25 protein-coding genes, 2 tRNA genes and 1 pseudogene are annotated in these 26,566 nt (G+C 42.1%); 16 read left to right on the top strand and 12 right to left on the bottom strand.

Going from position 1 to position 26,566, the window contains the following annotated elements; all coding sequences use genetic code 11:
• Position 1: 1 nt before the first annotated feature.
• Positions 2-1,078 carry an endolytic transglycosylase MltG gene (gene mltG / locus F972_RS09030; RefSeq protein WP_004682655.1) on the top strand — a complete coding sequence of 359 codons (1,077 nt, stop codon included), beginning with the start codon at positions 2-4 and terminating at the stop codon, positions 1,076-1,078.
• Complete coding sequence (tmk, locus tag F972_RS09025) at positions 1,078-1,686, top strand: dTMP kinase (RefSeq protein ID WP_004682654.1); 609 nt, start codon at positions 1,078-1,080, stop codon at positions 1,684-1,686. The genes mltG and tmk overlap by 1 nt, the downstream gene beginning before the upstream one ends.
• Before the next feature lie 27 nt (positions 1,687-1,713).
• Here tmk and nadB read toward each other — a convergent pair whose 3' ends face one another.
• Positions 1,714-3,351 (bottom strand): L-aspartate oxidase, encoded by a 1,638-nt coding sequence (gene nadB, locus F972_RS09020; protein ID WP_171055680.1) that lies wholly within the window; start codon positions 3,349-3,351, stop codon positions 1,714-1,716.
• 373 nt (positions 3,352-3,724) lie between these two features.
• Here nadB and F972_RS09015 point away from each other — a divergent pair, with 373 nt between their 5' ends.
• From F972_RS09015 to F972_RS08965, 11 genes are all read left to right on the top strand, one after another.
• Positions 3,725-5,101, top strand: coding sequence for a Do family serine endopeptidase (locus F972_RS09015; RefSeq protein WP_004682652.1), 1,377 nt, complete (start codon positions 3,725-3,727; stop codon positions 5,099-5,101).
• Positions 5,102-5,212: 111 nt separating this feature from the next.
• Entirely contained in the window at positions 5,213-5,671 is a 459-nt protein-coding gene (locus tag F972_RS09010; RefSeq protein ID WP_004682651.1) for an acyl-CoA thioesterase, read from the top strand.
• 157 nt (positions 5,672-5,828) lie between these two features.
• Complete coding sequence (lepA, locus tag F972_RS09005) at positions 5,829-7,646, top strand: translation elongation factor 4 (protein WP_004682650.1); 1,818 nt, start codon at positions 5,829-5,831, stop codon at positions 7,644-7,646.
• A gap of 21 nt (positions 7,647-7,667) precedes the next feature.
• A complete protein-coding gene (gene lepB, locus F972_RS09000; RefSeq protein WP_004757704.1) occupies positions 7,668-8,531 on the top strand; it encodes a signal peptidase I in 864 nt (287 codons plus the stop codon).
• Positions 8,532-8,559: 28 nt separating this feature from the next.
• Positions 8,560-8,937: a DUF4845 domain-containing protein gene (locus tag F972_RS08995; protein ID WP_004682648.1), complete on the top strand. Its 378-nt coding sequence runs from the start codon at positions 8,560-8,562 to the stop codon at positions 8,935-8,937.
• Complete coding sequence (gene rnc / locus F972_RS08990) at positions 8,906-9,601, top strand: ribonuclease III (protein WP_004682647.1); 696 nt, start codon at positions 8,906-8,908, stop codon at positions 9,599-9,601. The genes F972_RS08995 and rnc overlap by 32 nt, the downstream gene beginning before the upstream one ends.
• 4 nt (positions 9,602-9,605) lie before the next feature.
• On the top strand, positions 9,606-10,631 hold the full coding sequence (gene era / locus F972_RS08985) for a GTPase Era (protein WP_004682646.1): 1,026 nt from the start codon (positions 9,606-9,608) through the stop codon (positions 10,629-10,631).
• 26 nt (positions 10,632-10,657) lie between these two features.
• Positions 10,658-10,855: an NF038104 family lipoprotein gene (locus tag F972_RS08980; RefSeq protein WP_026040021.1), complete on the top strand. Its 198-nt coding sequence runs from the start codon at positions 10,658-10,660 to the stop codon at positions 10,853-10,855.
• 9 nt (positions 10,856-10,864) lie between these two features.
• Complete coding sequence (gene recO / locus F972_RS08975) at positions 10,865-11,572, top strand: DNA repair protein RecO (protein WP_004676919.1); 708 nt, start codon at positions 10,865-10,867, stop codon at positions 11,570-11,572.
• Positions 11,573-11,626: 54 nt separating this feature from the next.
• Positions 11,627-12,355 carry a pyridoxine 5'-phosphate synthase gene (gene pdxJ, locus F972_RS08970; protein WP_004769576.1) on the top strand — a complete coding sequence of 243 codons (729 nt, stop codon included), beginning with the start codon at positions 11,627-11,629 and terminating at the stop codon, positions 12,353-12,355.
• A 4-nt stretch (positions 12,356-12,359) separates the two neighbouring features.
• Positions 12,360-13,007: a MiaE family protein gene (locus F972_RS08965; protein WP_004769575.1), complete on the top strand. Its 648-nt coding sequence runs from the start codon at positions 12,360-12,362 to the stop codon at positions 13,005-13,007.
• A 45-nt stretch (positions 13,008-13,052) separates the two neighbouring features.
• Here the strand turns inward: F972_RS08965 and F972_RS16285 are convergent, their stop codons facing one another.
• The 7 genes from F972_RS16285 to F972_RS08935 form a co-directional block, all read right to left on the bottom strand.
• Positions 13,053-13,292, bottom strand: a complete 240-nt coding sequence (locus tag F972_RS16285) for a hypothetical protein (RefSeq protein WP_004682641.1) — start codon at positions 13,290-13,292, stop codon at positions 13,053-13,055.
• Between the two features lie 77 nt (positions 13,293-13,369).
• Complete coding sequence (locus F972_RS16280) at positions 13,370-13,606, bottom strand: peroxiredoxin family protein (protein WP_228127133.1); 237 nt, start codon at positions 13,604-13,606, stop codon at positions 13,370-13,372.
• An 85-nt stretch (positions 13,607-13,691) separates the two neighbouring features.
• Positions 13,692-13,767: transfer RNA gene (locus F972_RS08955), tRNA-Asn, on the bottom strand.
• An 88-nt stretch (positions 13,768-13,855) separates the two neighbouring features.
• Entirely contained in the window at positions 13,856-14,164 is a 309-nt protein-coding gene (locus F972_RS08950) for a DUF8200 family protein (RefSeq protein WP_004769574.1), read from the bottom strand.
• Between the two features lie 173 nt (positions 14,165-14,337).
• A tRNA-Asn gene (locus F972_RS08945) sits at positions 14,338-14,413 on the bottom strand.
• Between the two features lie 146 nt (positions 14,414-14,559).
• Positions 14,560-15,186 (bottom strand): superoxide dismutase, encoded by a 627-nt coding sequence (locus F972_RS08940; protein WP_004676923.1) that lies wholly within the window; start codon positions 15,184-15,186, stop codon positions 14,560-14,562.
• Positions 15,187-15,396: 210 nt separating this feature from the next.
• Positions 15,397-16,155 carry a Nif3-like dinuclear metal center hexameric protein gene (locus tag F972_RS08935; RefSeq protein WP_004682639.1) on the bottom strand — a complete coding sequence of 253 codons (759 nt, stop codon included), beginning with the start codon at positions 16,153-16,155 and terminating at the stop codon, positions 15,397-15,399.
• Between the two features lie 181 nt (positions 16,156-16,336).
• On the opposite strand from F972_RS08935, the gene F972_RS08930 reads away from it, so the two are divergent.
• A complete protein-coding gene (locus tag F972_RS08930; protein WP_004757712.1) occupies positions 16,337-17,518 on the top strand; it encodes a trypsin-like peptidase domain-containing protein in 1,182 nt (393 codons plus the stop codon).
• 228 nt (positions 17,519-17,746) lie between these two features.
• Here F972_RS08930 and map read toward each other — a convergent pair whose 3' ends face one another.
• Positions 17,747-18,571, bottom strand: a complete 825-nt coding sequence (gene map / locus F972_RS08925) for a type I methionyl aminopeptidase (RefSeq protein ID WP_004757713.1) — start codon at positions 18,569-18,571, stop codon at positions 17,747-17,749.
• A gap of 207 nt (positions 18,572-18,778) precedes the next feature.
• On the opposite strand from map, the gene rpsB reads away from it, so the two are divergent.
• Entirely contained in the window at positions 18,779-19,531 is a 753-nt protein-coding gene (gene rpsB / locus F972_RS08920; RefSeq protein WP_004652723.1) for a 30S ribosomal protein S2, read from the top strand.
• A gap of 138 nt (positions 19,532-19,669) precedes the next feature.
• Positions 19,670-20,548, top strand: a complete 879-nt coding sequence (gene tsf / locus F972_RS08915; RefSeq protein ID WP_004676927.1) for a translation elongation factor Ts — start codon at positions 19,670-19,672, stop codon at positions 20,546-20,548.
• A gap of 68 nt (positions 20,549-20,616) precedes the next feature.
• Here the strand turns inward: tsf and F972_RS08910 are convergent, their stop codons facing one another.
• From F972_RS08910 to F972_RS08900, 3 genes and pseudogenes are all read right to left on the bottom strand, one after another.
• A complete protein-coding gene (locus F972_RS08910; RefSeq protein ID WP_004682631.1) occupies positions 20,617-21,846 on the bottom strand; it encodes a multifunctional CCA addition/repair protein in 1,230 nt (409 codons plus the stop codon).
• Positions 21,847-21,943: 97 nt separating this feature from the next.
• Entirely contained in the window at positions 21,944-24,214 is a 2,271-nt protein-coding gene (locus tag F972_RS08905) for an NADP-dependent malic enzyme (RefSeq protein WP_034428253.1), read from the bottom strand.
• Positions 24,215-24,418: 204 nt separating this feature from the next.
• Positions 24,419-26,287 (bottom strand): annotated as a pseudogene (locus F972_RS08900) (putative bifunctional diguanylate cyclase/phosphodiesterase); the annotation flags it as partial.
• Positions 26,288-26,566: the final 279 nt, after the last annotated feature.

Genomic DNA, 26,566 nt, shown 5'->3' with positions numbered 1-26,566 from the left:
TATGCCAAAGCCGCCAAATTCAAGCAAAAGCAATAAAAAACCGAAAGCCACGCCGAAATCCAGATTTCCAGTGAAAGCATTTTTGGGCGCGATCATTATTTTACTTGTCATCCTGTTGAGCATTGTGGGCACAAGCCTGTTTAAGAATTATCCTGTTGAGGGCAAGAAACAGCTTTTGGTCATTTCTTCGGGCGATACCTATTCCAGATTTATTGACCGTCTTGCAAAAGAAAATAAGGTGAATTTTCCGATAATATTAAAGCTGTACCAGAAGTTCATGATTCATGACAGTATGAAAGCGGGTGTGTATGAAGTCACTCATGGCATGAGTGTTCGTCAGGTGCTGGATATGTTGTCGAATGCTGAAAATGCACAGATGAACCGTATTCTGGTGATTGAGGGAACAACGTTTAAGCAACTGGTTCAGAATCTTAAAAAAGACCCAAATGTCAGCAAAACCATTCTGGATTTGCCACAGGATCAATTGCTTAAGGAGCTGGACATTCCATATTCACATCCAGAAGGCTTGTTTGCACCTGATACGTATTTCTTCGCAAAAGGTGAAACGGACAAAAAAATCCTGACCGATTTATACCGCCGTCAAATGAAATCACTGGATGAGGCATGGGCAAATAAAGCGGCGAATCTCCCTTACAAAGATAAGTATGAAGCATTGATCATGGCTTCGATTATTGAAAAGGAAACCAGTCTGGACAGTGAGTTGCAACAGGTTTCAGGTGTGTTTGTGCGTCGCCTGCAAATCGGAATGCGTCTGCAAACAGACCCAACCGTGATTTATGGCATGGGTGATCAATATAAAGGGAATATCACCCGTAATGACTTACGTACCCCAACAGCGTATAACACCTATACTATTAACGGATTGCCACCAACGCCAATTGCTTTGCCAAGTAAAAAAGCAATTGAGGCTGCCATGCATCCAGATGACTCAAAAAATCTTTATTTTGTTGCCACAGGCAATGGTGGACATAAATTTACAGCATCGTTGGAAGAGCATAACCGTGCGGTACAGGAATATTTAACTGTGTTACGTTCAAAGAAAAATCAGGGTGAATGATGTTTATTAGTTTTGAAGGAACGGAAGGTGTGGGCAAAACCACGCTGATTCGCAAAATTCACCAGTACTTTGAACAGCAGGGTAAACAGGTGCAGCTCACCCGCGAACCAGGTGGAACGCCATTGGCGGAACAGATTCGCTCGTTGCTGTTGGCGGTGAATCATGAAGAACAAATGAGCCATGATACTGAGCTGTTATTGATTTATGCGGCACGGGCGCAACATTTACAGCAGGTGATTGTTCCAGCTTTGGAGGCTGGCAAGATTGTGTTAAGTGACCGTTTTACCGATGCCAGTTTTGCCTATCAATGTGCTGGGCGTGGTTTAAGTCAGAAAAAATTGCAGCTACTTAACCAGACTTTCGTTTCCCATATGCCGAATATTACTTTTTGGTTGGATGCGCCGATTGAACTGGGTATGACCCGTGCCAGAGAGCGTGGGGCACTGGATCGTTTTGAGCAGGAAAAGCTGAGCTTCTTTACCAAGGTGCGGACAGGATATGAAAGCTTGTGGCAGGCTGAACCTGAACGGATTAAGCGACTGGATGCCACACAGAATGCTGAGCTTGTGTTTGAAGACGCCCTAAATTATGTAAAACAGCTTGCTTAGAAGCTGTTTTACATCGAATAAATATAATTACTCATTCACCAATGGCTGTTCCACTGCAAAATTTGGTGGTGTCAGAACAGTTTTACGAATTTCACTGGAGAGTTCAGGATAATCCAGCGTGTAATGCAGACCACGGGATTCCTTGCGTTGCATGGCACAGCGAACAATCATCTCAGAAACAAGCACCAGATTACGCAATTCAATCAGGTTCTTGCTGACACGATAGTCCTGATAATACTCCGTGATTTCACGTTTTAACATTTCAATACGGTGCAGGGCACGTTGTAAACGTTTGGTCGTCCGTACAATTCCCACATAGTTCCACATGGTTGAACGCAATTCATCCCAGTTTTGCAGAATCACCACATCTTCATCCGCATCGGTGACCTGTGATTCATCCCACGCAGGAACCTCAGGGAATTTAAAGCCCTCATCAAATTTCTGTTCAATATCTTCCGCCGCACTCATGCCATACACAAAGCACTCAAGTAAGGAGTTGCTCGCCATACGGTTTGCACCGTGTAGACCTGTGTAGGAGGTTTCACCAATGGCATACAAACCTGTCAAATCGGTGTGGCTGCTGGAATCTACCATCACACCACCACAGGTATAGTGGGCAGCAGGTACAACAGGAATCATGTCCTTGGTAATGTCAATACCAAGCTCTAGCAGGCGTGCATAGAGTGTAGGGAAGTGTTCGGTAATAAACTCTGGTGATTTATGGGTAATGTCCAGCCATACATGGCGGATACCCAAACGCTTGATCTCGTAGTCAATGGCACGGGCCACAATATCACGGGGGGCAAGTTCGGCACGTTCATCAAAACGCAGCATAAAACGTTCACCATCAGGTAAACGCAGATAAGCCCCTTCACCACGCATTGCTTCAGTAATCAGGAACGAACGTGCTTTGGGATGATATAAGCAGGTTGGGTGGAACTGGTTGAATTCCATATTGGCAACACGGCAACCCGCACGATAGGCCATTGCAATACCATCACCCGTTGCGATGTCAGGGTTTGAGGTATATAGATAGGCTTTCATTGCACCGCCACAAGCCAAAGCGGTGAAAGGGGCTAGAAACGTATGAACCTGTTCAGCACTTTCATCCAGGGCATATAAGCCAATTGCACGGTTAGGCTGGTTCTGGTGGCCAAGTTTATGCAAGGTGATCAGGTCAATTGCAATGTAATTTTCAAAAATGGTGATGTTGTCGCGTTCTTTGGCGCGTTCAACCAATGTGGTTGAAATTGCTTTGCCTGTTGCATCCGCTGAATGGATGATACGGCGTTGCGAGTGCCCCCCTTCACGGGTAAGGTGTAATTGCTCGTCATCATCCAGTGTGAACTGCACACCTTGTTTCAGCAGGAAGTCAACAGAGGGTTTGCCACCCTCAACGGTATGTTTGACGGCATCCATTTCACATAAATGTGCGCCTGCAATCATCGTGTCACTAATGTGTTGTTGAATGGAATCAGTCTCGTTCAGTACCGCAGCAACACCGCCCTGAGCATAAAAGGTACTGGCTTCCGTGAGCGCCGCCTTTGCCAAAATTGCAATGTTGTAATGACTCGGTAAAGAGAGTGCGAGGCTTAGGCCCGCACCACCACTGCCTACAATAATCACATCAAAATGGTGAATTGTTTCTAAATCAGGCATGACGATCTGCTTCATTTTCAAACGTTCGCTAATGACAACGCTTTTTAATGAAAAAGGCAAGTGCCAATCTGCCTGGAATTGAATGAAATTTTAGCGAATAAGTTTATTTTAATTGCTTGCCATAATTTAGCAGATCTATATAAATATAGGTCAATTACGATTTGGAACACTGTTTTAATCTTTTTTTAAGGCTTCCCATGGTAAAACATGGCTGAGAGTGAAGATTGAGGTGGAACTCCACAATTTATTCACATTCTGCCATTCTATTTCGTTGTATACCTTGAAAATATAAACATATTTTTACGAAAAGAATGCTAGGGTTGTGATAAAAACATAATCTTGAATTTTATTTGATCATCAGTATGTAGGTTCTTGCTTCATGAAAAGTCGCTATTTACAACAAGGAATGTATGCTGCGGTATTTACGGTGGCAGCTGCTCAAGTCAATGCTGCATCGCCAGTAGATTTTTCAAGTCTCGTTGAGCAGGTTAGCCCTGCTGTGGTGAGTGTGAATGTTGTGAAGAAAATGACTCAGGAAGAGTTGTTGCAGCAACAGGTTCCCGAAATTTTACGCCGTTTTTTTGGTAATCAGGTGATTATTCCCCAACAGCAGGGGCCACAGGAAAAAACGGCTTACGGCAGTGCGTTTTTTATCAGCAAGGATGGCTATCTGTTAACCAATCGTCATGTCATTGACGATGCCTCACGTATTACCATTACCTTAAATGACCGTCGTGAGCTTGATGCGACCTTAGTTGGAAGTGATGAGCGCACTGATATTGCCTTGCTAAAAGTGAATGGCGCGAGTTTCCCTGAACTGAAAATTGGTGATTCAAATCAGCTAAAAGTGGGTGAACCTGTGTTGGCGATAGGTTCTCCTTTTGGCTTTGATTACTCAGCATCGGCAGGCATCGTCAGCGCAAAGTCACGTAATATGAGTGGTGAAACGTCAGTTCCATTTATTCAGACCGATGCAGCCTTAAACCCAGGCAACTCTGGTGGTCCATTGTTTAACCAGCGTGGTGAGGTAGTGGGTGTAAACTCGCGTATCTTTAGTGGTACGGGTGGTTATATGGGCTTGTCTTTCTCTATCCCAATTGATGTGGCGATGGATGTTGTGCAGCAGCTGAAAACCAGTGGTAAGGTAACGCGTTCTTATTTGGGGGTGATGTTGCAGGATATTGACCGCAACTTGGCCGATGCCTATAAACTGCCAAAACCAGAAGGATCATTGATTAATCAGGTTTCGCCAAAATCTCCTGCTGAAAAAGCAGGCCTAAAACCAGGTGATGTCATTTTAAAACTGGATGGTAATAGCATTAGCCGTACCAGCGACCTGATTTATCGCTTAAACCGTATTGCACCAAACCAGACCATCCAGCTGGAAGTTCTGAGAGATGACAAGATCCGTACAATTTCTGCGACTTTAAGTGTGGCGCCAGATGATACACCTGCGGCTGAGGATAAAAATAATCCAACCAATGGCTTGGGTATGAATATCCGTGACTTGACGGAAGCTGAACAAAGCCGTTTAAATGTTAATGGTGGTGCTTTGGTCCGTGAGGTGAAACGTGGTGGTTTGGCTTCATTGTCGAATCTGGTTGCGGGGGATGTGATTGTACAAGTCAACAGCACACCTGTTGCCAATAGTCAGGCATTTGCTAAGGCAATTGCAGCATTGCCAAAAAATAGTGTGGCCCGTATTGTGATTATCCGTCAGGGGCAACGTGCAATTGTTGGTTTGCGTCTTCAGTAATTCATCTTGATTTTTAAGACCACTCCTCATTGGGGTGGTTTTTATTTTGTAATGACGATGGGTTTAGACTAGTGTATGCAACGAAACTTTGACGAATGAAATATCAGACCAATGAGTACCATTTTTGATTTAAAAATACAGGTTCAGCCAGCACATATTGATGTACTTGGGCATGTCAACAATGTGATGTATATCCAGTGGATGCAAGATGTTGCTGAGGCGCATATCGAAGCATTGGGTTTGGGGCTGGCACAATATCTGGAACTCAATCATGCGATGGTCGCGGTTGAACACCATGTGCAATATCGTAAAGCTGCACTTGAGGGGGAGGAAGTCATCTTAAGGACGTGGCTTAATGATATTAATGCATTATATTCTTTTCGCCAGTATGCATTTTACCGTCCCAAGGATCAAAGTATCCTGTTCGTTGGTAACACTAAATGGGCCTGTATTGAAATTGCCACAGGTCGTCCAAAACGCATGTCACCAAGTTTTACCCATGCCTACCAACCCATTCCAGCTGATTTGAATCCGATGGATTTTTCAATTTCCTATGCTGCTATGGAATGAATGAAGGTGTTGCGTGAACCATGAAGCCTTTAAATGAAACTCATTATTTTGGATACTTTGAAAAGCTGTTCTGTTATAATCGGCAACAATTTTGTTAAACCGCTTTGGCCTATTGCTTTTTTAAAGTATCAGGCGTTCTATTTTCTCAAGGTAACCCATGGCGCAAGCTAAAAAATCCGTAGATATCAAAAATATACGAAATTTCTCGATTATTGCTCACATTGACCACGGTAAGTCAACACTGGCTGACCGTTTCATTCAAATGTGTGGCGGCTTACAGGATCGTGAGATGCAGGCTCAGGTGCTAGACTCCATGGAGCTTGAGCGTGAACGTGGGATTACCATTAAGGCTGCGTCGGTCACGTTGTACTATACGCATCCGAATGGTCAGGAATATCAACTCAACTTTATTGATACGCCAGGGCACGTTGACTTTTCTTATGAAGTGTCACGTTCCTTGGCTGCATGTGAAGGTGCATTGCTAGTCGTGGATGCGGCACAGGGAGTTGAGGCTCAATCTGTTGCAAACTGTTATACCGCAATTGAGCAAGGCTTGGAAGTATTGCCCATCCTGAACAAGATTGATTTACCTCAGGCTGAACCTGAGCGTGTCATCCATGAGATTGAAGAAATTATCGGGATTGAGGCAACAGATGCGCCAACCTGTTCTGCAAAAACAGGTTTAGGGGTTGAGGGCGTTTTAGAGCGTCTGGTCGATGTGATTCCAGCACCAGAAGGTGACCGTGATGCGCCGTTGCAGGCGTTGATCATTGACTCATGGTTTGACAACTATTTGGGTGTTGTCTCGCTTGTCCGCATTAAACAGGGTCGTATCCGTAAGGGCGACAAGATGCTGGTGAAATCAACTGGACAAACGCATCCTGTGACATCGGTAGGTGTGTTTAATCCAAAACATACTGAAACTGATTTGCTTGAGGCAGGTGAGGTTGGTTTTGTCATTGCGGGTATCAAGGATATTTTTGGTGCACCCGTCGGCGATACCATCACGCTTTCATCTACTCCCGATGTTGCAATACTTCCAGGCTTTAAGAAAGTGAAGCCACAGGTGTATGCTGGGCTTTTCCCAATTGATGCCAGTGATTTCGAGCCATTCCGTGAGGCTCTGCAAAAACTCCAGATTAATGATTCAGCTTTATTCTTTGAACCAGAAAGCTCTGATGCTTTAGGTTTTGGTTTCCGTTGCGGCTTCTTGGGGATGCTGCATATGGAAATTGTGCAGGAACGTTTGGAACGTGAATATGATCTTGACCTGATTAGTTCTGCGCCAACTGTAATTTATGAAGCATTGACCAAGAAAGGCGACATTATTTATATCGATAGCCCATCGAAAATGCCAGATGGTTCAACAGTTGAAGACTTACGTGAGCCGATTGCAGAATGTCATATTCTTGTGCCACAGGAATATCTGGGCAATGTCATGACCTTGTGTATTGAGCGTCGTGGTGTGCAAAAAGATATGAAATTCCTGGGTAATCAGGTATCCATCACCTTTGAAATTCCAATGGCTGAGGTGGTTATGGATTTCTTTGACAAGTTGAAATCATGTTCTCGTGGCTTTGCTTCACTGGATTATAACTTTGTCCGTTTTGAGAGTTCATCTCTGGTTAAGGTTGACGTGTTAATTAATAGCGAAAAGGTGGATGCCTTGGCGATGATTTGTCACCGTCAGGATGCCCGCCATCGTGGTATCGCACTGGTTGAGAAGATGAAAGACCTGATTCCCCGCCAAATGTATGATGTGGCGATTCAGGCAGCGATTGGTGCGCAAATCATTGCACGTTCTACCGTTAAAGCCATGCGTAAGAACGTTTTGGCAAAATGTTATGGTGGTGACGTGTCTCGTAAGAAGAAACTGCTTTCGAAACAAAAAGAAGGTAAGAAACGCATGAAACAGGTGGGAAGTGTCGAAATTCCACAGGAAGCGTTCTTGGCTGTATTAAAAGTTGATCGATAGAAAAAGACTTAGGAATCGCTCATGGATTTTGATTTTAATTTGATTCTCGTTCCAGTCACACTGATATTTTTTATCGTGTGGTTGCTTGACAAGTTTGTACTGAAACAACGTGCAAATAAGGGACGTGATCAGGAAAACTTTGTGATCACATGGGCGTATGATTTCTGGCCAGTATTGGCTGTGGTGTTGGTGCTACGTTCTTTCCTCTATGAGCCATTTAATATCCCATCTGACTCTATGGTGCCTACCTTGGAAACAGGTGACTTTATTTTGGTGAATAAGTTTGATTACGGTGTACGTTTGCCGATTATAAATACCAAAATAATTAATGTTGGTGAACCAAAGCGCGGTGAAGTCATCGTGTTCCGTTATCCACCACAGCCTACTATTAGTTATATCAAGCGTGTAGTGGGTTTGCCTGGTGACCATATTCAGTTTAAAGATGGGCAGCTAATCATTAATGGTCAGCAAATTGCAAAAGTTGCTACTGAGGTTAAACGTGAAAAGGATCAACTTGAAACGCCAACCGTATATTATTTTAAAGAGACTTTAGGTGAGCATCAGCATCTGATCCGTTATCTGGATGGGCGTAATCCTTTGGCTGAACAGTTCCAGTTTGCTCAGTTAAAGGGCGCTGAAGCATTAGTGCCATTTGTGGCAAAAGCCAATGATGTGTTTATTAAAAGTAATGGACGGGATTGGGAAGTGACTGTACCACAAGGCCAGTATTTTGCGATGGGGGATAACCGTGACCAAAGCGCTGATAGCCGTTTTTGGGGTTTTGTCCCAGAAGCCAATTTAACAGGGCGTGCTTTTTATGTATGGATGCATAAAGAACCTGGTTTCAATCTTCCAAGTTTCAGCCGAAATGGTAAGATTGACTAATAAATAAAACGTATAGGACATACTACAGATGCGTAAATCTCAACAAGGCGCTTCGTATATTGCAATTTTATTTGGGGTGGTTCTATTTGCGATTGCTGTAAAGGCATCAATCGCAATCTGGCCAGCATATTGGGATGATCGAATTATAGATTCTCAAATTGAAGGTCTATTAAAGGATAGTCCTGAGAATATTACACCAACTAAGTTCGCAGCTCAGATGGATCAGCGTCTGGATATGAATGGGGTTCGGGATCTTCGTTTCAAGGATGTTGCACAGGTTACTTATAAAGATGATTTAATTGTTAAGAAAAAGTATGAAGTGCGTAAGCCTTTCATGCTGAATATTAGTTTAGTGATGACCTTTGAGAAGACTTTTGACCAAAAATCTGCCAAACAAGCTCAATGATGCACGTCTGCAAGGGCGAATTGGTCACCAGTTTAAACACCTTGATTTGTTAAAACTGGCATTGACCCATCGTTCTGTGAGTCAAAAGCACAATTATGAACGCCTGGAATTTCTAGGCGATTCATTATTAGGGATGATTGTTGCCAATTATCTTTACCATACCTACCCACTTGAAAATGAAGGTCGCTTAACGCGGATGCGTGCGACTTTGGTTCGACAGGAAGCATTGGGGAAAATTGCAAATGACTTACAATTGAGTCGGTCATTAATTTTAAGCACAGGCGAGTTAAAATCGGGTGGACATCATCGAGAGTCAATTCTGGCTGATACAGTTGAAGCAATTATTGGTGCCATTTATTTGGACAGCAATGATCTCAACCTGTTGGAACGCATTGTGCTAAAATGGTATGAGCCTTATCTGGATTATATTGAACCGACAGATCAACTGAAAGACCCGAAATCACGTTTGCAAGAGTATTTACAAGCACGTAAAAAACCTCTCCCAGTTTACGAGGTTGTAGATATTCAGGGTGATGCCCCTAATCAACATTTCAAAGTGGAATGTGATGTAGCGGGACTGCCAAAAATTATAGGCGAGGGCTCAAGTCGTCGTTTTGCCGAACAAACGGCAGCGGCAGAGATTTTAAAATTATTGGAGCAATAACCTGATGTCTCATTCAGAAGAAAATAAGCCAGAAGCAACTGAACAGCAAGATGGCAATAATGTAGTTGATCAATTTTTTAGTTCTCAGGGAACGACTATTCCCTCAGATTTCAAAAGCGGTTTTGTGGCTATTGTTGGTCGTCCAAATGTAGGAAAATCGACTTTGATGAACCACATCTTGGGTCAAAAACTATCTATTACTTCACGTAAGCCACAAACCACACGCCACAAGATTGTGGGTATTGACTCGCGTGAGAAGTCACAGGCGGTATTTGTAGATACTCCTGGGATGCATAAAAAAGAAGTACGTGCCATCAATAAGATGATGAATCGTGCGGCACACTCTGCTTTGCGTGATGTGAATCTGGTTTTATTTGTGGTGGATGCACAAAAGTGGACGCAAAACGATGAATTGGTTTTGGAAAAACTTAAAAATGCCGATATGCCAGTGATTCTAGTGATCAATAAACTTGATACATTTGAAAATAAAAATGAGGCTTTACCACTGATTCGAGAGCGTGCCAAGCTCATGAATTTTGCTGAAATTGTTCCGGTTTCAGCATTGCGTGGTGCAAATCTCGATCATTTGCGAGATACCATCGAGAAGTATCTGCCATATCAACCACCATTGTATTCATTAGATCAAATTACTGATCGTTCTGAGCGTTTCCTTGCGAGTGAGATCATTCGTGAGAAAATTATGCGTCAGTTAGGTGAAGAGCTGCCATATGATTTAACGGTTCAAATTGAATCATTTAAAACTGAAGAAGCAGCCGTAAATGAAAAAACAGGTCGTTTAAAGCCGCCATGTACGTATATTGATGCGACCATTTTTGTGGAACGCCAAGGCCAAAAAGCGATTGTGATTGGTGATAAAGGTGCGAAGCTGAAAAGCATTGGCATGGATGCACGTACAGATATGGAAAAAATGTTTGAGCAAAAAATTATGCTAACGCTTTGGGTGAAAGTCAAAGGTGGTTGGTCTGATGATGAGCGTGCGTTAAAAAGCTTGGGTTATAGCGATATTTAACAGGTTTTAAGACAATGGAAACAGGTATGAAAATAACAATCCGTGTACTCGCAATCGTAACATGCATCTTCATGTTGCAAGGCTGTGTTCATAAGCTTGTGACCGTACCTGTTAAAGTTGATTATAAGACCACCAAAGGTGTTGTTAAGGGGACTGCTGCTGTGGCTGGTGCAGTTATTCCTGATGGCGATGATGAAGAAAAGGATGAGAAAAAGAAGGACTAGTATCGCTTTATGATGCGTAATGAAGTCCTGCATGGCTATTTGATTCATCATCGTAAATATCGTGAAAAAAGCCATATTGTGCATTTATTTACACAAGAATATGGGCGGGTGGATGGGATTCTAAGACAGACCCCACCGCCGCAATATCAGCCTATTCGTCTGCAAGCCACTGGCAAATCTGAACTCAAAAACTTTACAAAACTTGAAATTCTGAATCAACCTGTGTTTTTTCATGGTGATGCATTTTTTGCTGGTTTCTATTTAAATGAGATCGTGTTGCGTTTATGTCCGCTTGAAGAAGCGATGCCACAGACATTTGAACAATACCAACTGACCTTATTGCAATTACAGCAATTGGCATCGCATAAACAAGCCTCTTTATTCCTGCGACAGATTTTACGCCAGTTTGAACATGTATTATTGCAGGAGTTGGGCTATGCGATTGATTTTTCAGTAGATGCGAGTCAACAAGACATTCAGGTCAATCAGCATTATCAATTTCAGCTCAATGATGGCTTTCTGCCAGTTTCACGAGCCTCACGTTCAACACTTGAGGGTGCATTGATTACATCCATGCAAAGTTATGAAGATGGTCAGGATTTTTCTCACGAACAGTTGCAATTATTGGGTAAACTATACCGTCAAATGATTAGCTCCTTGTTGGGTGATCGACCGCTGAAAAGCCGTCAACTTTGGATTCAAAGTACACAAACTTGATATTCCTGATGTATTGAAAATAATGATTCAGGGCTAAACCGATAGGATATTTTTATGGCTGCAATATTAGGTGTAAACATTGATCATGTTGCGACATTAAGACAAGCACGTGGTACAACTTACCCTGATCCTGTACAGGCAGCATTGGTCTGTGAACAAGCAGGTGCAGAAGGCATAACCTTACATTTACGTGAAGATCGTCGTCATATACAAGACGATGATGTTCGTCGCATGCGTCCACTATTGAAAACACGCATGAACCTTGAATTAGCAGTCACCGATGAAATGGTTGAGTTTGCCAAAGAAATTAAGCCGCAACATGTGTGTTTTGTGCCTGAACGCCGCCAAGAAGTGACAACAGAGGGTGGCTTGGATGTGGTTGGTCATTTTGAAAAAGTTAAAGCTGCGACAGAAGCACTCAAAGCGATTGGATGTGATGTGTCATTATTCATTGATGCTGATTTAGCCCAGATTGATGCGGCAGTTGCATGTGGTGCGCCAACCATTGAAATTCATACAGGTGCTTATGCGGACACGGAGACTGATGAACAACAGCAAGCAGAATTGGCACGTATCGTCAAAGGTGCTGAATACGCCGCTACGAAGGGGCTAGTAGTCAATGCTGGACATGGTTTAAATCTAGAAAATGTTGCGCCTATCGCAGCGATCCCGCAAATTCATGAATTAAATATTGGGCATTCGATTATTGCCGATAGTGTATTTGTTGGTTTGGCTCAAGCGGTAAAAGAGATGAAAGCAGCGATTCAGGCTGCTGCGAGATAAGTTGATGAGTAGTATAAATTACGATGAGTTGATGCAACCTGTGATTGGTTTTTTAGGTTGTACTACACCTCAAGCATGGTTAGATGAAGCCATTAATAATCTTGAAATATTGATGCAAGACCATGCGAATTGTGAAAAGAAAGCTGCCAGTACTGCAATGAACCTGATGTTTCGCTATAGCTTTTTTACTGACTTACAAGTGAAGTTGGCGCAGCTCGTGCGTGAAGAAATGCTGCATTATGAGCAGGTTCTTGAGTTTATGAACAAACGTGGTCAAGAATGGAAGGGGTTGAGCGCAGGGCGCTATGCAGGTGGTTTACGCAAAGAAATCCGTACCTATGAACCTGAGGCCTTGATTGACGTGATGATCATCGGGGCATTTGTAGAGGCGCGTTCTTGTGAGCGTTTCTATGCACTTGCACCAATTGTTGATGATGAGCTAGGTCGCTACTATCGTTACTTGCTTAAATCAGAATCACGTCACTTTGAGGATTATTTGGCGCTGGCTTTAGATGTTGCGAAAACGGCGAAACTAAAAGATCCTGAAGAAACCATTCAACAACGGATTGAGTATATTCGTGAAGTGGAGAAGAATCTGATTTTAAGCCCAGATGATACTTTCCGTTTCCATAGCGGTGTGCCTAGTCGCTAAACACACCATTTTTGCATAAATCAATTAAACACGAGGTGTTGTAGACTACTTAGGGTTCTGATCAGCATTTAAAAATTTATAAATATTTTCAAATGGAATGTGGTCGCTAGCATCAGAACCGTAATATGTTTCAATAATATAACCTTGCTCATCAATTAAAAAATCTGCTGGCATAATATCACTTGGATTTTGTAGATTCTTTTTTAAACCCTCAGCCCCAATTATTTTGATGCCTAAAACCCATGAGACGAAATGTCGAAAAACGCTATAAGTAGAGCGTGCCATTGATCGTTCAATACCATAAGCTTGATAGGCGATATTTTCAGGATCGGCGACGATCGTAAAAGGGCGAGGGCGTTTTCTTACAAATTCATTGACTTCTTCACGTGTTGATGAAAAAATGCAATGATTTCTAAGCCTTGATCCGAAAGTTTTTTATAATGTTGTGTTAATTGGAAAATTCTAAAATTACAAAAAGGACAGTTTGTATCACGAAAAAATGCAAGTAAAGTGCGTTTACCTGAGTCTAGTCGAACTACTCTGCCATGGCTATCTATAAGTTGAAATTTTGGTGCAGTTTCTGGCGATATAAGACGCATTATGATAAGACCATATATTTTTAAAGGTATGCACTGTGCTTAACATAAAAAAGCCCTGATTATTGATCAGGGCTTTTTAGAATTTTGGCTCTCCCACCTGGGCTCGAACCAGGGACCTGCGGATTAACAGTCCGTCGCTCTACCGACTGAGCTATGGGAGAATCTGGAGTGAATTTTAGGGGGCAAGACGTTTATAGTCAAGTAAAATCAGTGTAAATAATAAACTGTTAAGTGCTTAAAATCGCTATATTAACGTACAACCTGATTGCATTGGGCTAATTGGGACGATTGCGCTGTCCAGCTTGCTCCCACTGAATTTTTATAATAGCTAATCTTGCCAATACGCAAAACCAGATTTTGACAGGAGTCCAGAGACAGGTCATTGCCCCAGGGCCCAGACATGCTACAAACTTTACCATTACACTTCCAGACCACATTTGGCCCATTTTCAATAGGGACAGTCACAGTACCCTTATAAGTCGAGCCTGCATACCATGTTGTTTGTGCAGCCATGACTGGACTGCATAAGAATAATAAACTGAGAAGTAGTTTCTTCATTATGGTTTTCCTTAATATGACCATCGTTTTTTATTATAGGGTTGAAAAGGACGCAAGGCTAAAACATATACGAGATGCAACATAAAAAATAAATAGAGTTACAACAGGGATGACAATAAATTAAAGCATTGACAATAAAAAAACCCTGATCAAATCAGGGCTTTTTAGAATTTTGGCTCTCCCACCTGGGCTCGAACCAGGGACCTGCGGATTAACAGTCCGTCGCTCTACCGACTGAGCTATGGGAGAATCTGATGCGCATTTTAGGCATGAAAAACGTATGCGTCAATAAGAATATTAAATAAAATGAATTGTTTGCTTGATAAATATGCTTTTTAGGTTTTACGCATAAAAAAACTGCCCGAAGTGGGCAGTTTTTATTCAAGAAATAAAAATTATTTCTCAACACCTGCTGGTTGACCAGCAAGTTTTGCATTTGCATAGTCCCAGTTCACTAGGCTTTCTAGGAAAGTTGCGATGTATTTTGGACGTAAGTTACGGAAGTCGATGTAGTAAGCATGTTCCCAAACGTCAATGGTTAATACCGCAATTTGACCGTGAGCAAGCGGGGTGTCTGCATTTGAAGTTTTGGTAATTGATAATTTACCATTGATTTCATCGGCAACCAACCAAGCCCAACCTGAACCGAATTGAGTCGTTGCAGCAGCAGTGAATTCTTCTGCAAATTTTTCATAGCTACCGAAAGCTTCTTCGATTTTAGCTGCGATTGCGCCAGTTGGTTTACCACCACCGTTTGGCTTCATGCTGTTCCAGTAGAATGTGTGGTTCCATACTTGTGCAGCATTGTTAAAGATACCTGCTTTAGAAGCGTCACCAGCAGATGCTTTGATGATTTCTTCTAAAGTTTTACCTTCAAGGTCAGTGCCTTTGATTAGGTTGTTTAAGTTAACAACATAAGTATTGTGATGTTTATCGTGATGGTATTCTAAAGTTTCGCGAGTAATGTGCGGAGCTAAGTCATCATAGCCATATGGAAGTGCAGGTAAAGTAATGGTTGTCATGTTCCAATCCTTGCATTTGCTGGGTTTTACATTAAGTGGCTCTATTGTAAATGATTCTACAGAGAATAGTGCAGTCTTTTAAAGAACTATACACAATAACGACTTAATTTAAATGTATAACCTGAGCTTCAAGTAAAGCAAAGCTTGATTTGAAACCACAGACAATGTTATGGAAAAATATGTTGAACAGAATCGAATTATGCCATTGGGTTAAATCGGGTTGTTTAATTCAAAATACTCAGCTTCTATGGAAAACTGCTTGGTAATGGCCTGAGCCAAACGCTGTACACCATAACGTTCTGTTGCATGATGCCCACATGCAAAATAATGAACACCTAATTCTTTAGCCTGATAAAACGTACGCTCACTCACTTCACCTGAAATATAGGCATCACAGTTCTCCTGAGCTGCCTTATCAATAAAGTCCTGTGCTCCGCCTGTACAAAAGCCAACTTTCTGAATCAGGGCTTTATCACATGCCAGATGTAATACACTAAAATCAAAGACCGCCTGTAGTCTTTCCTTAAATTGTTCAGGGCTCAGGGCTTGATCCAGATAGCCAATATTGCCAATCGGATGTTTTTCGGTTGGGTCCAGCGCTTCCAAATCTTGTAAGCCGATTAACTCCGCAATGGCTGCATTATTTCCCAGCACAGGATGGGCATCCAAGGGCAGGTGATAGGCGATCAGTGAAATGTTGTTTTGAATGAGTTTTTTAATGCGATTGCCACGCATCCCTGTGATTGGGTAGGGTTCACCTTTCCAGAAATAGCCATGATGAACCAGCAAGGCATCCGCCTGTTGAGCAATTGCCGCATCAATGGCATCTTCAGAGGCTGTGACGGCACAAACAATTTTATTGACTTTGGACTTGCCCTCAATTTGTAGCCCATTCGGTGCATAGTCCTTAAACTCATTTGCTTTTAATGTCTGATTACACCACTGCACAATGTCATGCAAATTTGCCATGCGATTCCTCAAATGTTTTACATCAATACAAGTATCCATAAAACCATATTTTTGAATGTAACTAAAGCTAGACAAAACTTTTGTAACTTTTGCATTGATTTTAGGCAATTTACTTTACAATAGTGGAAAATTCCTGTTCTTCAATATATTAACTCCATTGTTCGCCTAGAGGATAATAAACGTGCGCCGTGCATTTATATGGTTACCTTGGGTATTACTCATTCTTGTTATCATTAGTTTCCTAAGCTGGCAAAAATTGCATCAGCCGAAGCCAACAGTCGCTGCCGATGGCGTTAAAATGCCTGCCGAAAAAGTGGAGCCACTGATTGATACAACCCGAACGGGTGGCGTGGTTTCCTATAGTGCTGCGGTAAAGGTTGCAACGCCAGCCGTGGTAAATATTTTTACCACGCAGAAAGTGAAGCAGATGAATCATCCATTGTTGAATGATCCTGTGTTCCGTGAGTTTTTTGGCAACCAGATTCCTCAGCAGCCTCAAAATGAAAATAGTCTGGGTTCGGGCGTTATTGTTCGTGCAGATGGCTATATTTTAACCAATAACCATGTGATTGCTCAGGCTGAACATATTGTAGTGGCGTTGCATGATGGTCGCCGTGCTGAAGCTAAGGTGATCGGAACTGACCCTGATACTGATTTGGCTGTCATTAAGATTGAACTGGACAAACTGCCTGTTCTGCCATTTAAACTGAGTGGTAATGAGGTTGGGGATGTCGTGCTGGCGATTGGTAATCCCTTTGGTGTAGGCCAGACCGTCACGCAAGGGATTATTTCCGCCACAGGTCGTTCAGATCTAGGTATCAATACCTATGAAGATTTTATTCAGACCGATGCTGCAATTAACCCAGGTAACTCTGGTGGTGCATTGATTGATGTTGCGGGTAACCTGATTGGTGTGAATACTGCAATCTTCTCGCAGTCTGGCGGTTCGCTGGGAATTGGTTTTGCGATTCCTGCACAGATTTGCCAGCAGGTTCTCAACTCGATTTTAAAAGATGGTCGTGTTGTACGTGGCTGGTTGGGCATTAGCCTGATTCCAAATACGCTGGATGAAGATGTACTGGCTTCAAAACCAGTCGGTGTCATTGTTGCAGATGTATTGCGTGATGGTCCAGCCGATGCTGCGGGCGTGAAGCGTGGTGATAAAATCATTCAGGTTAATAATGAGCAAATTAGCTCAGCATCACACCTGATCAATTATGTGGCCTTGCAGGCACCTGCAAGTGTGATTGATGTAGTTGTTGAGCGTGATGGCAAGCAGCAAACCTTGCAGGTCAAAGTAGGCGAGCGTAAAGTGCAGCAAAATGCCCAGTCGCAATATATTCCATTGCCTAAACAACAATAACTAATTGATTATATTTAATGAAAAAGGGCTGCTTAAGGGCAACCCTTTTGTTTGAGCAATAAAAAAAGCTTGCTGATCAAGGTCACTCAGCAAGCTTTTTGATTGTTTATAGGCTTTTTATTTTTTATTAAAACAGCAAAATTTGATGATTTGACTATATTCATCACAATCCGCATCTTAATAAAAAAGCTACCGAAGCAGCTTCTTATATCTTATTTAAATGAGTGTCTACATAAAACGTGATAAGTCTTCTTCAGGACGTGCTGTTAACACTTCAATTCCTGTTTTAGTCACTAAAATGGTGTGTTCATATTGGGCAGACAACTTATGGTCTTTAGTTACCACCGTCCATTTATCGCCTAAAAGCTTGGTTTGCCAAACACCAGCGTTGACCATTGGCTCAATGGTAAAAGTCATTCCAGCTTCAAGAATCATGCCTGTGCCTTTCTGGCCATAATGCAGAACTTGTGGCTCATCATGGAACACCTTGCCAATACCATGACCACAATATTCACGCACTACACTAAAACGTTCCGATTCCACATACTGCTGGATAGCATAGCCAACATCACCCAGATAAGAACCATCTTTAACCGTGGCCATACCACGATACATGGCTTCTTGTGCAACTTGGCAGAGACGATTCGCAAGAATAGAAGTCTCTCCACCGACGATATACATCATGTTGGTGTCGCCGTGATAACCATCTTTAATCACGGTGACATCAATATTCAGAATATCGCCATTTTTTAAGACTTTACTTTCAGATGGGATACCATGACAAACCACATGGTTCACAGAAGTACAGATTGAATGTTGAAAAGCAGGGCGGCCTGGTGCTGCGCCGTAACCTACACAGGCAGGAATGGCCTGCTGTACATTTTCAATGTGATTGCGACAGATGGTATCGAGTTCTAAAGTGCTTACACCCGCTTTAATGTGCGGTTTAATCATGTCTAGAACTTCAGCCGCCAATTTGCCTGCAACACGCATCTTTTCAATTTCTTCAGGTGTTTTGATTAATCGACGAGGGGCTGTATAAGTTGTATTCATGATCTCTAAAAACTTTTGGAAATTTGTTTGTGGCTATGGTATAAATAGCCGCCCATTTTATCAAATGCTTTTTCGTGAATAAATTTCACGGGCTTTGTGCGATGGGGCAATAAAATCCGCACATATATCGACACATTACTCTGGGTGCCCGTTAGGGTGGAGGATGCGGATATATGGAGGCCTAACCCAAACTTTAAGGTAAAGAAAATGGCAGATTACAACGTAAGCATGCGCGACCTTCTTCAAGCAGGCGCGCACTTCGGTCACCAAACTCGTTTCTGGAACCCAAAAATGCGTCAATACATTTTTGGTGCGCGTAACAAAATTCACATCATCAACCTTGAGCACACTGTTCCTGCGTTAAATGATGCTTTGAACTTTGTTAACAACCTTGCTAGCAAAAAGAATAAAGTATTGTTTGTTGGTACGAAACGTGCTGCTTCTAACATCATCCGTGAACAAGCACAACGTGCTGGTCAACCATATGTTGATCACCGTTGGTTAGGTGGTATGTTGACGAACTGGAAAACACTTCGCCAATCTATCAACCGTTTAAAAGATCTTCAAACTCAATCTCAAGATGGTACTTTTGCCAAGCTTACTAAACGTGAAGCTTTAGAGCGTACTCGTGAGATGGAAAAACTTGAACGTGCTTTAGGCGGCGTTAAAAACATGGGTGGTTTACCTGACGCATTATTTGTAATCGACGTTGATCACGAAGCGATTGCAATCAAAGAAGCGAAAAACCTGGGTATTCCTGTAATCGGTATCGTTGATACAAACTCTAACCCAGACAACGTAGACTACGTTATTCCTGGTAACGACGATGCGATCCGTGCAGTAACTTTATATGCTTCTGCTATGGCTGATGCGATTCTTGCTGGTAAAGAATATGCTCAATCACAAGCAAATGCACAAGCGAAAGGCGACGACGCTGCTAAAGACGCTTCTGAGGCTTAATGCGTTTTGACGCAAGCTTGTCATTTTTGCGACATGTAATGGTGGCAGATTAAAGCGTCGAGATTGCAAACGGCCCAGAGATTCTTTGGGCCGTTTTTGTTGAACAGATTTATTTTCTACCGATTTTAGGAGAACAACATGACTGCAGTTACTGCGAGCATGGTAAAAGAATTACGTGACCGTACTGGTCTTGCAATGATGGAATGCAAAAAAGCATTAACAGAAGCAGGCGGTGACATCGAACTTGCAATTGATAACCTTCGTAAATCAGGTCAGGCAAAAGCTGCTAAAAAAGCAGGTAACATTGCTGCCGATGGTGCGATTACAATTATTCAAGACGCTAACAAAGCGATTCTTGTTGAAGTTAACTGTCAAACTGACTTCGTTGCAAAAGACGAAAACTTCAAAAACTTCTCTGATAAAGTTGCTGCTGCTGCACTTGCTGCAAATGAAACTGATGCTGCAAAAATTGCTGAACTTAAGCTTGAAGACGGTGCGACTGTAGAAGAAGCTCGTGTTGCGCTTGTTCAAAAAATCGGTGAAAACATCCAGGTTCGTCGTGCTCAAATCGTTGAAGGCGAAAACTTGGCTGTTTACAAGCACGGTTTAAAAATCGGTGTGGTTGTATCTTACACAGGTGATGCTGACACTGGTAAAGGTATTGCAATGCACGTTGCTGCGTTCAACCCAGTTGCTGTAAATGCAGAAGCTGTTCCAGCTGACTTAATCGCGAAAGAGAAAGAAATTGCTGAAGCGAAAGCGTTGGAATCTGGTAAGCCAGCCAACATCGTTGAGAAAATGGTAAGTGGTTCAGTTGACAAATACTTGAACGAAGTTGCACTTGACCGCCAAATGTATGTAATCGACAACGACAAGAAAGTTGCTGATGTATTGAAAGCAACGGGTACCAATGTCGCTCAATTCGTTCGTTTCGAAGTGGGTGAAGGTATTGAGAAGAAAGCTGAAATGAGCTTTGCAGAAGAAGTTGCTGCTGCTCAGGCAGAAGCTGCGAAGTAATTCGTATCTTTTCAAAAAACCCAGTCTTGTGACTGGGTTTTTTTATTGGTTCTTTTTACATGCTCAAACTATGGCTCATCGTGTTGCTGTTTGAACTGTGCCAGTGCCTCAATTCGGTATTTAATCAGCATTTCACCAATTTCAGGCCCTGTAATGTGTTCGGGTAAATCCTGTGCCCGAATATTCCGTACAATTTGCATTGCATCCAGAATATATTGGGCCTGTGGATAAGGGCGATCTTCCAGACCTAGGCGGCCTTTTGCGTCACATTCACATGCCTGTACAAATGCCTCAACCTTTTCTGGTTTCCGTAGAACATCCAAACGTTGTAATAAACGCCATAAAGTACCTGGTTTTAAACTCTTGGCCTGATGGCACTTTAAATGTTCTTTACAGACGGTCAGGGCTAGACTCTTGAGCTGAGAGGGAACCTTTAAGCGGTCACACACCTCGGTTACGGGTTGCAAACCACGTTCCTCATGCATGATATGCCGTGGTAATTCCTCAGTTGGGGTCAGCGCTTTCCCTAAATCATGCACCAAGACAGCAAAACGTACATCTAGTCCATAGTTGGACTGACAAGCTTGTTTTAGGGCCATGAGGGTGTGAACCCCACAATCCACTTCTGGATGGTATTCAGGGCGCTGTGGTACACCAAATAAGGCATCGATTTCTGGGAACAGAACTTTTAGCGCATCACAATTTCTTAATGTTTGAAAATAGATATATGCATGATCCTCCATCAATGCACGAGAAGTTTCTTTCCAGACACGTTCAGGAGTCAATGCATCAAGCTCACCTGATTTCGCAATTTCACTCATTAGTTGCAGCGTTTCATCTGCGATTTTAAAACCGTAGTTGGCATAGCGTGCAGCAAATCGGGCAACCCGAAGCACACGCAAAGGGTCTTCGGTAAATGCATCTGAAACATGGCGTAGGATTTTCTGGTCAAGATCTTTTTGACCACCATAGGGATCATAAACTTGTCCAGTTTCATCCATTGCCATTGCATTAATCGTTAAATCACGACGAATTAAATCTTCTTCTAATTTAACAGTGCTATCAGTAAAAAATTGGAATCCGTGATAGCCAATGCCTGATTTTCTTTCAGTACGTGCTAGTGCATATTCTTCTTTTGTTTTTGGATGAAGAAATACAGGGAAGTCCTTTCCAACGCGTTGGTAACCTTCAGATAATAATTGTTCAGGTGTTGCTCCAACCACAACATAATCTTTTTCGTGATAGGGGTGACCGAGTAAGTGATCTCGAACTGCACCGCCTACTAAATAAACTTGCATAAAAAACCTCTATTCTTCACACAATCATGCTACAGAATAGAGGTTTTCTCAAGCACTAAGCATAGCTTTTAATGTTAAAAGCTATGCTTAAACTATATCAGTTTTGGCTTTGCTGAATTTCAGCAACAGTTAAAGCTGTCATATTCACTAGACGGCGGGTAGTTGCTGTCGGTGTTAAAATATGAACTGGCTTTGCTGCGCCTAATAAGATTGGACCAATCGTTACATTATTACCAGATGTTGCTTTTAACAAATTGAATGAAATATTTGCAGAATCTAAATTCGGCATAATCAACAAGTTTGCTGAACCTTTAAAGCGTGAATTTGGGAATGCAAAATGACGAATAGTATCATCTAATGCAGCATCACCATGCATTTCACCTTCAACTTCAAGTTCTGGAGCTTGTTCAGAAAGTAAACGATAAACTTCACGCATTTTCTGAGCACTTGGATCAACTTGATCGCTTCCAAAACTTGAGTGAGAAAGTAAAGCGACACGAGGAGTCATACCAAAACGACGCACTTCTTCGGCTGCTAAAATAGTCATCTCTGCAAGTTGTTCAGCAGTTGGATTGGTATTTACATAAGTATCGGCAATAAACAAGTTACGATCTTCAAGCATTAATGCGTTGAGTGTAAACAAAGTACTACGACCTTCTTTTAAACCGATCACGTTTTTAACGAAATCTAAATGGATATCGTAGCTCGCATAAGTGCCACATAGCATGCCATCAGCTTTGCCAAACTTAACTAGCAATGCGGCGATTAAGGTTGAACGACGACGTGCTTCACGTTGCGCATATTCCACAGTTACGCCTTTACGTTGCATCGTATTGTAGTAGTCTTTCCAGAAATCATCATATAAAGGATTGTTTTCTTGATCGACGATTTCAATATTGACATCGCGCTGTAAGCGTAAACCGAGTTTTCTGATATTGTCTTCAATAACAGCCGTACGACCAACAAGGATTGGTTTAGCTAGACCTTCATCTACAACAATTTGAACCGCACGCAATACACGTTGATCTTCACCCTCGGCATATGCAATACGCTTAGGATCAGTTTTCGCTTGTGAGAAAATCGGTTTCATTAAAAATGCTGAGTTATATACAAACTCAGAAAGTCTTTGACGATATACAGAAAAATCTTCAATTGGACGTGTCGCAACACCTGAATCCATCGCAGCTTTAGCTACTGCTGGCGCAATCTCAAGAATCAAGCGTTGGTCCAGAGGGCGAGGAATCAAGTAATCACGACCGAATGATGCAGATTTTTCACCGTAAGTCGCAGCATCTGCTTCAATATGTGCCATACGTGCAATCGCATGTACACAAGCAATTTTCATATCTTCATTAATGGTAGTTGCACCGACATCGAGCGCACCACGGAAAATATATGGGAAACAAAGTGCATTGTTTACTTGGTTTGGATAGTCTGAACGACCAGTTGCCATAATTACATCAGGACGAACTTCGTGCGCATGTTCAGGCAAGATTTCTGGGTCTGGGTTTGCAAGTGCAAAAATAATTGGGTTTTCAGCCATTTCCTTAACCATTTCTTTGGTTAAGATTCCTGCCGCCGAAAGACCCAAGAACATATCTGCGCCAGGCATTACTTCATGTAATTGAGTGGCAGAAATATCTTGAACATAACGTTTTTTCGATTCATCAAGTCCTTCACGTGAAGTTGTTAGAAGACCACGAGAATCAGCCACAATAATATTCGATTTATTTACGCCTAATGCACAAAGTAAATCTAAACATGACAATGCGGCAGCACCAGCACCTGATGCAACGATTTTAATTTCATCAATTTTCTTGTTCACGATCTGCAAGGCATTCAACAATGCTGAGCCTACAATAATACTGGTACCATGTTGATCATCATGGAACACAGGAATCTTCATGCGTTCACGAAGTTTCTTCTCAATATAGAAACATTCAGGTGCCTTGATGTCTTCCAGGTTGATACCACCAAAGGTTGGTTCTAGTGCGGCAACGATATCCACGATCTTGTCTGGATCGTTTTCAGCAATTTCAATATCAAATACATCAACCCCAGCGAACTTCTTGAACAGTACGCCTTTACCTTCCATTACAGGTTTGGAGGCAAGGGGACCAATGTTCCCTAAACCAAGTACGGCTGTACCATTACTCACGACGGCGACCAGATTGCCACGGGCTGTATATTTAGCGGCGGCAGAAGGGTCACGTTCAATTTCCAGACATGGAGCTGCGACACCAGGAGAATATGCAAGCGCTAAATCTCGTTGGTTAACGAGCTGCTTGCTAGGTGTCACACTGATTTTTCCAGGTGTAGGAAATTCATGGTAATACAAAGCGGCTTGTTTTAAAGATTGATCGTCCATCTGAGTCTCGATTGTTTCGATAGTTGTTTCAATACAACAACCAGTCATAGCTAGGACTGATTATGATATTAATATAAGTGCACAAGAATATAGCACTAGTTCATGGTTTAGCCCAGTCAAAAAAGCTTATTTTCACTGAACGATGAGGCTTATTGACAATTGATAATGATGGAAAAATCAACATGCAAAAAGTCTAAAATCATTTTAAATGGAATATCTTGCGGTTGACAGTTGGGTATGCTGTTGCAGATATTCAGTTGCATGTACGGCAGTTAATGGTTTGGCAAACAGGTAACCCTGCAATATGTCACAGTTTTGGCGTTTTAGGTAATCACGCTGTTGTTCGGTCTCAACCCCTTCCGCCACAACTTTTAAACCAATGGTTTTGCCCATGGCTATCATGGCATTAACAATCGCATCGTGTTTGGCATCACCAATTTTTGAAATAAATGCCCGATCAATTTTTAAGATGTCAATTGGATATTCGGTAAGGTAGGCCAGAGATGAATAGCCAGTACCGAAATCATCCAATGCAATAGAAATGTCGCGTTCTTTAATGGCTTTTAACACCATTTTCACAGTATCAGTATTTTCCAAAAATGCCGATTCGGTAATTTCTAATACAAGATTACGGCCAATAATGGCGTAGGTTTCGAGTATTTCATCGAGATCGCTCAGCAATTGACCACGTTGAATTTGCTGCGCCACAATATTTACCGCAATATTAATATGATTGAAACCAAGTTTTTGCCATGCTTGTAATTGTTTTGCCGCTTCATACAACACAAAACGCCCAATATCTGAAATCAAACTGGTGCTTTCTGCCAAAGGAATAAAAATATTCGGCATGATTAAGCCTTTACTTGGGTGATTCCAGCGAATTAAGGCTTCAAAACCAACAACTTTACCATCAAGCGCATTCATTTTAGGTTGATAATAGACAACCAGTTCATTGTTCTGAATCGCTTTTCTTAGATCGAGTTCCAGGTCAGTGTGTCTTGCCACAAAGTTGGTGCGTTCACTCGAATAATAACGAATGGTGTTGCCACCCAAACGTTTGGCTTCTGTTAGTGCCTGTTCGGCATGGGTATTGAGGTTGTCAACCTGACGGCCGTGCTCTGGGTAAATGGCGACACCGATGGAGATGCTGACCACATATTCCTGTTCCGCAATATAGAATGGCTTGCTAAATGCTTCGACAATATTGTTGCACAGTTGGTGTATCTGTGGATGGAGTGGTGACATCTCGTAAATAATGGCGAAATCATCCGCGCTTAAATGGGCCACCAAAAGTGCGTCAATATTACTAATCCTTAAACGTTGTGCAGCCTGTTTAAGCAGCTCATTTCCTGCTTGATTGCTTAGTAGTTCATTCAAGGCACGGAATCTGTCGATATTCAATCGAATTACCGCAAGATGCTGAATGGATGCCTCATTGACCAGATATTGATGTAATTGCTGATGGTAATAGAAACGATTTGGTAAATCCGTCAGGGTGTCGTAGTTGGTGAGGTAGGAAAGACGCTGTTCCTGATGTTTACGCTCAGTCTGGTCAGACACAATACCAATATAGTTAATGACCCGATCAGTCTCATCTTTCACCGCATTGATATGTATCCATAAAAAACACGATTTTTCAGAAAGATAGGTTTCCTGAAATTCCCCTTCATATTCCTGTTCTTCATAGAGCGTGTCTAGAATCGAAAGGTGGAAATTATGGTGATGCTGTTTATCTTGTTTGGTAATTTCAAAAAGTTCTTTGTTTATAATAATTTGCTTATCAAGTCCAGTCAGTTGTTCGTATTTTGGGTTGACCTCGATATAGCAGAAATTTTCATCCAGAATAAAAATGCCTTCAGAAGCGTGTTCAAAAACGCTGGCAGCCAGTTTTAAACGTTCCTGATGCTTTTTCTCCTGATTAATGTCACGGTGTATGCCCACCATGCGCAACGGCGTTCCATCTTTTGGATTTCTTAGAATGACTTGGCCAACATCATGAATCCAAACCCATTCACCACTCGGTCGTTTAATGCGGAAAGTTTCTTCGTAACGTTTAGTTTGGCCATATAGATGTTTATCCGAATAGCCGTAAAACCTCGGGGTTTAGCCCGAGGATATAAGGCTGCAATCCGCTAGTCCCCCTTGTGGGGATTAGCTAGGATTGCTAAAAACATTTGAATCTAGTAATCCATGTGCTATGATAATTACGTTGTATATTTTTAGTCAGCAGACTGATACAACACGAAAAAAACAGTTTTCCCCATTGTAATCCGTGCACTCTTTGCAATCCGAAAGGTAGGACTACATTGGAATAAGAAGCAGAGAACTATAGTATCTGTTTCGTGGCAGGAC

The organism is Acinetobacter sp. CIP 102529 (genome assembly GCF_000368325.1).
Taxonomy (GTDB): domain Bacteria; phylum Pseudomonadota; class Gammaproteobacteria; order Pseudomonadales; family Moraxellaceae; genus Acinetobacter; species Acinetobacter parvus.
Note: the sequence above shows the minus strand (reverse complement) of the source record. Positions and strands in the feature narration are given on the sequence as shown.

What these genes read in the sequence shown, in the direction of transcription:
- era (WP_004682646.1), top strand. Translation starts at nt 9,606, where the DNA reads ATGTCTCATTCAGAAGAAAATAAGCCAGAAGCAACTGAACAGCAAGAT.
- F972_RS08905 (WP_034428253.1), bottom strand. Translation starts at nt 24,214, where the DNA reads ATGGACGATCAATCTTTAAAACAAGCCGCTTTGTATTACCATGAATTT.
- F972_RS08910 (WP_004682631.1), bottom strand. Translation starts at nt 21,846, where the DNA reads ATGCAAGTTTATTTAGTAGGCGGTGCAGTTCGAGATCACTTACTCGGT.
- tmk (WP_004682654.1), top strand. Translation starts at nt 1,078, where the DNA reads ATGTTTATTAGTTTTGAAGGAACGGAAGGTGTGGGCAAAACCACGCTG.
- rpsB (WP_004652723.1), top strand. Translation starts at nt 18,779, where the DNA reads ATGGCAGATTACAACGTAAGCATGCGCGACCTTCTTCAAGCAGGCGCG.
- F972_RS08935 (WP_004682639.1), bottom strand. Translation starts at nt 16,155, where the DNA reads ATGGCAAATTTGCATGACATTGTGCAGTGGTGTAATCAGACATTAAAA.
- F972_RS08940 (WP_004676923.1), bottom strand. Translation starts at nt 15,186, where the DNA reads ATGACAACCATTACTTTACCTGCACTTCCATATGGCTATGATGACTTA.
- lepB (WP_004757704.1), top strand. Translation starts at nt 7,668, where the DNA reads ATGGATTTTGATTTTAATTTGATTCTCGTTCCAGTCACACTGATATTT.
- lepA (WP_004682650.1), top strand. Translation starts at nt 5,829, where the DNA reads ATGGCGCAAGCTAAAAAATCCGTAGATATCAAAAATATACGAAATTTC.
- F972_RS08995 (WP_004682648.1), top strand. Translation starts at nt 8,560, where the DNA reads ATGCGTAAATCTCAACAAGGCGCTTCGTATATTGCAATTTTATTTGGG.
- recO (WP_004676919.1), top strand. Translation starts at nt 10,865, where the DNA reads ATGATGCGTAATGAAGTCCTGCATGGCTATTTGATTCATCATCGTAAA.
- map (WP_004757713.1), bottom strand. Translation starts at nt 18,571, where the DNA reads ATGAATACAACTTATACAGCCCCTCGTCGATTAATCAAAACACCTGAA.
- F972_RS08980 (WP_026040021.1), top strand. Translation starts at nt 10,658, where the DNA reads ATGAAAATAACAATCCGTGTACTCGCAATCGTAACATGCATCTTCATG.
- F972_RS08965 (WP_004769575.1), top strand. Translation starts at nt 12,360, where the DNA reads ATGAGTAGTATAAATTACGATGAGTTGATGCAACCTGTGATTGGTTTT.
- pdxJ (WP_004769576.1), top strand. Translation starts at nt 11,627, where the DNA reads ATGGCTGCAATATTAGGTGTAAACATTGATCATGTTGCGACATTAAGA.
- F972_RS09010 (WP_004682651.1), top strand. Translation starts at nt 5,213, where the DNA reads ATGAGTACCATTTTTGATTTAAAAATACAGGTTCAGCCAGCACATATT.
- F972_RS16280 (WP_228127133.1), bottom strand. Translation starts at nt 13,606, where the DNA reads ATGCGTCTTATATCGCCAGAAACTGCACCAAAATTTCAACTTATAGAT.
- F972_RS09015 (WP_004682652.1), top strand. Translation starts at nt 3,725, where the DNA reads ATGAAAAGTCGCTATTTACAACAAGGAATGTATGCTGCGGTATTTACG.
- F972_RS16285 (WP_004682641.1), bottom strand. Translation starts at nt 13,292, where the DNA reads ATGGCACGCTCTACTTATAGCGTTTTTCGACATTTCGTCTCATGGGTT.
- tsf (WP_004676927.1), top strand. Translation starts at nt 19,670, where the DNA reads ATGACTGCAGTTACTGCGAGCATGGTAAAAGAATTACGTGACCGTACT.
- F972_RS08950 (WP_004769574.1), bottom strand. Translation starts at nt 14,164, where the DNA reads ATGAAGAAACTACTTCTCAGTTTATTATTCTTATGCAGTCCAGTCATG.
- mltG (WP_004682655.1), top strand. Translation starts at nt 2, where the DNA reads ATGCCAAAGCCGCCAAATTCAAGCAAAAGCAATAAAAAACCGAAAGCC.